Annotated in this window: 8 protein-coding genes; 7 read left to right on the top strand and 1 reads right to left on the bottom strand. The window is 48.0% G+C overall.

Translation table 11 applies throughout. The features are described 5' to 3' along the window. Nucleotides 1–386: 386 nt before the first annotated feature. The gene (gene speG, locus AKL11_RS21885; protein WP_067521992.1) at nt 387–932 is read right to left on the bottom strand and encodes a spermidine N1-acetyltransferase; all 546 of its coding nucleotides are present in this window, start codon (nt 930–932) and stop codon (nt 387–389) included. A 278-nt stretch (nt 933–1,210) separates the two neighbouring features. Here speG and AKL11_RS21890 point away from each other — a divergent pair, with 278 nt between their 5' ends. The 7 genes from AKL11_RS21890 (at nt 1,211) to AKL11_RS21915 (ending at nt 7,680) form a co-directional block, all read left to right on the top strand. Next, nucleotides 1,211–2,392, top strand: a complete 1,182-nt coding sequence (locus AKL11_RS21890; protein WP_067522139.1) for a thiolase family protein — start codon at nt 1,211–1,213, stop codon at nt 2,390–2,392. 82 nt (nt 2,393–2,474) lie between these two features. Continuing rightward, on the top strand, nt 2,475–3,644 hold the full coding sequence (locus AKL11_RS21895) for an acyl-CoA dehydrogenase family protein (RefSeq protein WP_067521993.1): 1,170 nt from the start codon (nt 2,475–2,477) through the stop codon (nt 3,642–3,644). Then, nucleotides 3,644–4,444, top strand: a complete 801-nt coding sequence (locus tag AKL11_RS21900) for an enoyl-CoA hydratase (RefSeq protein ID WP_253705278.1) — start codon at nt 3,644–3,646, stop codon at nt 4,442–4,444. Before AKL11_RS21895 ends, AKL11_RS21900 begins: the two co-directional genes overlap by 1 nt. Before the next feature lie 47 nt (nt 4,445–4,491). After that, nucleotides 4,492–5,388, top strand: a complete 897-nt coding sequence (gene mmsB, locus AKL11_RS21905; RefSeq protein ID WP_067521994.1) for a 3-hydroxyisobutyrate dehydrogenase — start codon at nt 4,492–4,494, stop codon at nt 5,386–5,388. Between the two features lie 316 nt (nt 5,389–5,704). Beyond that, the gene (locus AKL11_RS21910) at nt 5,705–6,955 is read left to right on the top strand and encodes a NupC/NupG family nucleoside CNT transporter (RefSeq protein ID WP_067521997.1); all 1,251 of its coding nucleotides are present in this window, start codon (nt 5,705–5,707) and stop codon (nt 6,953–6,955) included. 73 nt (nt 6,956–7,028) lie between these two features. After that, complete coding sequence (locus tag AKL11_RS24850) at nt 7,029–7,199, top strand: XapX domain-containing protein (RefSeq protein WP_095210617.1); 171 nt, start codon at nt 7,029–7,031, stop codon at nt 7,197–7,199. A gap of 151 nt (nt 7,200–7,350) precedes the next feature. Then, entirely contained in the window at nt 7,351–7,680 is a 330-nt protein-coding gene (locus tag AKL11_RS21915) for a helix-turn-helix domain-containing protein (protein WP_095210618.1), read from the top strand. Nucleotides 7,681–8,005 lie beyond the last annotated feature (325 nt).

Genomic DNA, 8,005 nt, shown 5'->3' on the forward strand with positions numbered 1-8,005 from the left:
CACCTCTACAACAAAGCGAGCAAGATGCACCTCTGGCAGATAATCCTGAACAGTGGCAGGAAAAAAGTCAGGGATGTCTCGGTCAATGGGTCTGAAAGTCCATTTGTTCATTGGCTGGCTGTCTTTTACGATCTTGCGGGTATTATACTCAAAAGTTGTTCTAAGTCCGACAGGCTCCTAGCTCTATTATTCTTTGTAGGTAAAGTTTAATCCTGAAAACCATATTCATTCAGCCTACTTAAGCTAATGGTAGAAACGCCTCTCCAGCGTAGTAGGGTAATTGGATTTTATAAAAGTGGGGGGTGCTGAAACATATCATTGCAGACACCCTGACCCATTAAATGACATTGAAATACAACCGTTAAGAACGAAGTTCTGACTATGATTTAGAGACTTTCTTTGATTCGTACAAGGTAGTCTCTCTGCAAAATAAACATCCGCAAAACATCGCAGTATTGGCCGTTCGTGAAATATTCCTGAATATGTCTTCCTTCTTCAATAAAGCCTGTTTCACGATAAAGGTGAATTGCTTTCTCATTTTCTACTGCAACCACAAGGTACACTTTATTAAGGTTCAGTATGGTGAACGCATAATCCAGTGCGGATTTGATCAGGGCTCTGGCATGGCCTTTTCCCTGGTGCCCCGGCGCGATAATAATCTGAAATTCTGCTTTTCGATGGATATAGTCAATCTCAATCAGTTCCACCAGCCCAACGGATTCCGGTGTGGTGCTGTGTTGCGGGGTGTATTCCGCAACAAAGCGACGCTCGGTATTATCATGAATGTGTTTGCCGTAAAGATCGTCCAGCTCATCGAACGACTCATAAGGTTCTTCAAACCAGTAGGACATGATGCTGCGGTTGTTATTCAGCGAGTGAATAAAGCGCAGGTCTTTCTTCTCTAGAGCTCGTAAACGGATACTGCTTTTCATCCGAAAATCTCAATGAGGTTGGGTAGGTGATTCCCGCGATTTTAAGTGATCAATGAGCCTGATGACTATAAAAAGATAAGAGGTGTTCCTGATTAGTATAAGACCTTGGTCTAGGATGCGCTGGTGTCGTTTTTTGTGATCATAAACGCTATGATGCGTTAATAGATGAATGGTGTTGTTTATTAATGGGCAACCCATGCCAGGCTAAGCCTCTGGATGAACATTGACGTTCCCCAGTGGCTCCATACTAGAAAAAGAACAAACAAGTGAGTCTTGATATGTCCTCTAACCCGGTAAACGAGAATATTGTCATTGTATCTGCAGTCCGGACACCGATGGGTGGCTTTCAGGGTGATTTGTCGTCAGTGCCTGTGGTTGAACTTGGCACCGTAGCGATTAAGGCGGCTCTTGAGCGAGCAGGTGTTGCTTCTGATCAAGTATCAGAAGTCATCATGGGTTGTGTTTTACCGGCTGGCACCGGCCAGGGGCCCGCACGACAATCCGCTGTGGGAGCAGGCATTCCGGTCTCTGTACCAACGACCACGGTCAACAAACTGTGTGGTTCTGGTATGAAAACCGTCATGCTGGGTGCAAGCCAGCTAAAGACTGGTGAGGCAGATGTTGTGGTTGCCGGTGGCATGGAAAGCATGAGTAATGCGCCGTATATGTTGGATAAAGCCCGTTCGGGTATGCGCATTGGCCATGGTCAGGTGAAAGATCATATGTTTACCGACGGCCTTGAAGATGCCTATACCGGTAAAGCCATGGGTGTTTTTGCTCAGCAGACAGCAGATCGTTTTGATTTAACCCGTGACGCAATGGACGACTATGCACTGGCATCTCTGGATCGTGCTAAGAAGGCCATTGAAACCGGTGCATTTAAAGATGAGATTGTGCCTGTTGAGACCCGTAAGGGATTGATAGCGATTGATGAGCAGCCGGGTAAAGCGCGCCCTGAAAAAATCCGTCAGTTACGTCCGGCATTTGCTAAAGATGGCTCTGTGACCGCAGCGAACTCCAGTTCTATTTCTGATGGTGCAGCGGCACTGGTGCTGATGCGTGAAAGTGATGCAGTCGCGAAAGGTCTTCAGCCAGTGGCAAGGATTGTTGGTTATCAAAGCCATGCCCAAAAGCCGGAAGAATTTACCATTGCTCCTGTTGACTGCACGCGTAAACTGCTGGAGAAAATTGACTGGCAGGCCAGCGATGTGGATCTATTCGAAGTCAACGAAGCCTTTGCTGTCGTCGCTATGATGGCGATGCGTGAATTGGGGCTTGATCACAACAAGGTCAATATCCATGGTGGTGCTTGTGCCCTGGGTCATCCTTTAGGAGCCAGTGGTGCACGAATTCTGGTCACGTTGTTAAATGCACTTAAGAAAACCGGTGGTAAAAAAGGCGTTGCTTCGTTGTGTATTGGCGGTGGTGAGGCCACAGCGGTTGCCATTGAAATGATCTGATGTTGAATACAGGTTGGTCGGTAATTTGGTAAGAATTGCCGGCCAATAGACAGTACAATAAAAAGAATAAGAGTACACAACCATGGACTTCAACCTGTCTGAAGAGCAGATTGCTTTTCGTGATCTGGCTCAGCAGTTCGCCAGTGCTGAACTGGCACCTAACGCTGCACAATGGGATCTTGAGTCCCACTTTCCTGTTGATGTGATCCAGGCTGCGGGCGAACTTGGCTTCTGTTCCCTCTATACCAACACGGCCATGGGCGGTCTTGGTTTGTCTCGTTTGGACTCCCACATTATTTTTGAACAGATGGCCATGGGTTGTACGGCAACCACCGCCTATATCACCATTCATAATATGGTCGCCTGGATGATCGGTGAATTTGCCACCGAACGAGTAATAGCCGATTGGGGTGAAGGGTTGGTCAGCGGAGAAAAACTCGCTTCCTACTGTCTGACGGAACCCGGCTCAGGTAGTGATGCCGCCTCACTGAAAACCAGCGCTGTTCGTGAGGGTGATGAGTATGTGCTTAACGGCTCGAAGATGTTTATCTCGGGTGCTGGCAGTACTGACTTGCTGTTGGTAATGGCCAGAACCGGTGTGACGGGGCCAAAAGGCATCTCTGCATTTGCGGTGCCGGCCAATCTGAACGGTATTGAATACGGCAAGAAGGAAGAGAAAATGGGCTGGAATGCCCAGCCAACCCGTTTAATTGCTTTCGACAATGTCCGTATACCCGCGGATCATCTTCTCGGTGAAGAAGGGCAAGGGTTTTCTTTTGCCATGAAAGGCTTGGATGGCGGCAGGATTAATATTGCCACCTGCTCCCTGGGCACTGCGCAGCAGGCATTAAATACTGCTCGAGCTTATATGAAAGAACGACATCAGTTTGGACGTGAGCTGGCAGCGTTTCAGGCTTTACAGTTCAAACTGGCCGATATGAATACCGAGCTGGTGGCTGCCCGTCAAATGGTACGACTGGCGGCGTTTAAGTTGGATAACAAAGATCCTGAAGCGTCTGCCTATTGTGCCATGGCAAAGCGTTTTGCGACGGATGTGGGCTTTAACGTCTGTAATGAAGCCCTGCAGATTCATGGTGGCTATGGCTATATCAAAGAATATCCGCTGGAGCGTTATGTGAGAGACACTCGTGTCCATCAGATCCTCGAAGGCACCAATGAAATTATGCGTTTGATTGTCGCCCGTCGTTTGTTGGATCAGGGAATATCGGAAACCGGAATGGAGTTGCAATAATGCCTGTCACGCTATCAATGAAAACATCATCGGTCTTGAAATTGAGTGTTGAAGGGAAGACTGCAGTCTTAGCACTGGACAATCCACCTGCGAACACCTGGACGCCAGAAAGTCTGATTGAGCTGGAGGGCATGGTTCATGAACTTAATGGCAAACCGGATGTAGTGGCTTTGGTGATCACTTCCGCTTCCGACAAATTTTTCAGTGCCGGTGCAGATTTGAAGCGCTTTGATAACCTCACGCCAGATCAGGCAAGACCTTTTGCCGAAGCCTTTGGCAGAGCCTTTGAGGCGTTAACGCACTTCAACGGGCTCACCATTGCGGCCATCAATGGTTACGCCATGGGCGGTGGTCTTGAAGTGGCGTTGGCCTGTGATCTTCGCGTGGCGGAAGCGGGAGCCGTAATGGCATTGCCAGAAGCCGGTGTCGGTTTATTGCCCTGTGCGGGTGGTACTCAAAATCTTACCTTGTTAGTAGGCGAGGCGTGGGCCAAACGAATGATTCTCTGTGGCGAAACAATCGATGCAGAAAAAGCGCTGGCTATTGGCTTGGTGGAAGAGGTGACGGAAAAAGGCAAAGGCCTTGATCAGGCCAAATCCCTTGCCGCAAAAGCCGGAAGACAAAGTCCGGATGCGCTGAAAGCTTGTAAAAAACTGATTCAAATGGGGCGCTCTGGTTTTTCTGCGGATGTTTTACCGGTTGAGCGGGAACTCTTTCTGGATTTGTTCAAGGGTAAAAACCAGCAGGAAGGCGTGAGTGCTTTTCTGGAAAAGCGGAAACCTGAGTGGTTCTACGATTAATCAGTTAGACGATTAAACCGTTAGGCGATGATTAAAGGATAATAATAATGACAAAGATAGCTTTCATCGGTCTTGGTAATATGGGCGGTCCCATGGCGCGTAACCTGGTCACAGCCGGTTATGATGTTTGTGGGTTTGATTTGATGCCCGACGCGTTGAGTCAGTTCGAGCAGGCCGGCGGTCGTACTGCAGATTCGGTAACGGATGCAGTGAATGATGTTGATGTGGTGGTTAGCATGCTGCCCGCCGGAAAACATGTGAAGTCACTGTATCTTGGTGAAGAGGGTGTGTTTAGTCGACTGTCAGAGCACTGTCCAAAGCATTGCCTGGTCATTGATTGCAGCACCATCGAAGCCGATGTTGCCAGAGAAGTAGGAGCAGATGCCACTGCTCGTGGCATTCCATTTATTGATGCGCCGGTATCCGGCGGCACAGCGGGTGCAGCTGCTGGAACATTGACGTTTATGGTGGGCGGTTCTCAGGTTGCTGTAGATCAGGCAAAACCGTTTTTGGCAGTGATGGGGCAGAATATTTTCCATGCAGGTGAAGCAGGCGCAGGGCAGGTGGCAAAAATCTGTAACAACATGCTGCTGGCTATTTTGATGGCCGGTACCTCAGAAGCATTAAAACTGGGTATCAATAATGGGCTTGATCCGGCCGTGTTGTCAGAAATCATGAGTAAGAGTTCTGGTGGTAATTGGGTGCTGGACAAATACAACCCAGTGCCCGGAGTGATGCCTCAAACACCGGCCAGCAATGGCTATCAGGGTGGCTTTATGGTGGGGTTGATGGCGAAAGACCTCGGGCTTGCACTGAATTCTGCGAAAGCCAGTGGCACCGCGACTCCTCTGGGCTCTCTGGCAGATAACCTTTATCGAATGCATAGTGCTCGCTCTGGAACCACGTTGGACTTTTCCAGCATCATCAAGTTGTACGACGCTTAACTTCTTCCATCAGGCGCTCACTGTTGTCTATAAAGTAGCGGCTAAAATACTTTATGGACAACGTTCGTACTTCCCGCAATTGTCAGCCGGCAGTAAATTGTTTTGAATGCACGTTGAATTGATTTGAAGCAAGATTCTTGCCGGTTCTGGATCAGTTTTTCGAAAAAATGTTGATTCAACTCAATGTTTGGATAAGTTCTGATCTTCTTTTGATCAAGTTTGTCATGAAACTGTTCTGTTTTTGTAAGTCTGATTATACAATGCCCGCAAAATCTAATTCACAGAACCATTCTCCACTTGAAGGTAGGTAGTCCTCATGGAAATCCTGATGAGTTTCGTAGGCATAGCCGGCTTGCTGGCCATTGCCTTTGCGCTTTCCGATAATCGGAAAGCCATAAATATTCGAACGGTGGGTGGCGCGTTTGCCATTCAGGTCTGTCTGGGCGCCCTCGTTCTTTATGTGCCGCTGGGTCAGGAAATCCTGGGTAATGTTTCCAATGTTGTCAGTAATGTCATCAGCTACGCCAATAATGGTATTGGCTTCCTATTTGGTGATCTGGGCAACTTTAAATTGGGCTTCATTTTTGCCATCAACGTACTCCCGATCATCATCTTCTTCTCTTCTCTGGTGGCGGTTCTTTACTACCTGGGTATTATGCAGAAAGTCGTTTTGATTCTCGGTGGTGCGCTGCAGAAATTACTGGGCACTAGTCGTACAGAATCCCTGTCGGCGACGGCTAACATCTTCGTTGGTCAAACTGAAGCTCCTCTGGTGGTTCGTCCTTACATTGGTCGTATGACGAATTCTGAGCTGTTTGCCATCATGGTAGGTGGTTTGGCTTCTGTAGCTGGTTCCGTACTGGCGGGCTATGCCAGTCTGGGTGTTGAACTGAAATACCTGATTGCTGCCAGCTTCATGGCGGCGCCAGGTGGTCTGTTAATGGCTAAGATGATCAAGCCAGAAACCGAAACACCAGACGATTCCGAACTCACTGATGAAGAAGGCGCTGATGAGAAGCCTGCCAACGTCATTGATGCGGCGGCTTCCGGTGCGTCTTCCGGTATGAAGCTGGCGGCTAACGTCGGTGCCATGCTGTTGGCCTTTATCGCATTGATCGCCATGATCAACGGTATTATTGGTTGGGGCGGTGGTTTCTTTGGTTACCCAGAGCTGAGCTTGGAAATCATTCTGGGCTATGTGTTCAGCCCGCTGGCTTTCCTGATTGGTGTACCGTTTAATGAAATCGTGACAGCGGGTAGCTTCATTGGTCAGAAAGTCGTGGTGAACGAATTCGTTGCTTACCTGGACTTTGTTAAGTATCTGAACCCTGAAGCAGCGGCTGCCGCAGGTGTTGAAATGCTGTCTCAGCGTACACAGGTCATCATCACCTTCGCGCTGTGTGGTTTTGCTAACATCTCCTCCATTGCGATTTTGCTGGGTGGTCTGGGTGTTATGGCACCTCATAGACGTCAGGATATTGCCCGCATGGGTATCAAGGCAGTGTGTGCTGGTACTCTGTCTAACCTGATGAGTGCGACCATTGCAGGCCTTATGTTGGCTCTGTAATGTGATTTTATAGGTCATACCTCCTTGGTATGACCTATAACTAAGACTGTTTCAATTGTGTTGGGGCCGTTTTATGTATTCCGTCTTTCTTGCCGCGTTTACCGGCTTTGCTGTCGGTGTTCTCTTCAGCTTTCTCCGCCTTCCTATTCCTGCGCCTCCGACCCTTGCTGGTGTTATGGGGATTGTCGGTGTGTACCTGGGATTTCTCTGCCATCGCGAGTTGATAGCACTTTTTTCTGGTTGAAGCTTTGTTCTCTGGTAGGGCGTCTCACGGAAGAGGTTTATGCTCCGTCCTTTCCACTGGTCAGTGAATATCCATTGTTTTGAAAGAACTCCTTTCTGTGGCCGACACATTTTATGTCTGCTGTTTGATACGGATTTCTTGAGAGTAAGTGATGGATCTGACAACAAGGATATTGTGTTCACGGAAGGATAAAAAATTATCCCAGCAGGCGCTGGCAGATATGATAGGTGTATCCAGAAGTGCTTTAGCTCAGTGGGAAACCGCCATGAGCAGCCCGAGCCTGGAGAATCTGAGGAAAATGTCAGAGGTTCTGAATGTCTCTTTTGAATGGTTGGCGACGGGGAGGGGAAATCAGTACCTGATTCATCCGGGCGATGGTGTGAATGATTCTGATGTGGATGATGAGATTATTAATCAGCTGCATCGAATGACGTTGATGAAGAAAAGAGCCATTCTGAATGTGATGCGAGCAATGGGGTAATTTTTTAGGTACATACCGAATAAGGATAGATTGCGCTTAGCCGCAATCTTATCCGGTTGTTGCACAAGCCCGGATTGATTTCTGGTGAGGGTGGTCTATAGAAGTTTTCTTTTTTGGTGGCGATCAAATCAGAGCGTTTATATTGAACTCTCTTTATTCAGAATGAGCGTTACCCGACCACTGCATTACGTAGTCTGGCGTCTGATTTCCCTGTCTGACTGGCTGAACTAACTATTTCTCCATGTTGGTGAATGGCGATACTTATTTTATGAATCAATTCTTCAGGTGGGCTTCAGAAATCTAAACGCAATGTGGTTCATTACTT

The organism is Endozoicomonas ascidiicola, from assembly GCF_001646945.1.
Taxonomy (GTDB): domain Bacteria; phylum Pseudomonadota; class Gammaproteobacteria; order Pseudomonadales; family Endozoicomonadaceae; genus Endozoicomonas; species Endozoicomonas ascidiicola.